General features: G+C 67.0%; 1 pseudogene. It reads right to left on the bottom strand.

Annotated features, from left to right (window positions below):
- Positions 1–261, bottom strand: a pseudogene (locus HB860_RS22085) (hypothetical protein); the annotation flags it as partial.

Below are 261 nucleotides of genomic sequence, written 5' to 3' on the forward strand. Positions count from 1 at the left end.
GCGGGCGATGTTCTTGAAGACGGAGTCCGGCCGGTCTTCATAGACGTACTCGTTGATCTTGCGCGGGCTGCCGTGGACGAACAGCACCGCGCGTCCCTCGATGGTCTCTCGGCGCTCGAACGGCAGGGCGCGCAGGTTGGCCTTGCGCTCGGGAGTCACACGTTCGCGGGTCCAGAACAAGGACTGCTGGCCCAGGGCATGGTCGGCCGGGTCCTTGTAGACGCAGCCGCAGTCGTCGCGGTCGAAGCCGACGCCGTCGTC

Source organism: Aeromonas genomosp. paramedia (genome assembly GCF_023093515.1).
Classification (GTDB): Bacteria; Pseudomonadota; Gammaproteobacteria; order Enterobacterales; family Aeromonadaceae; genus Aeromonas.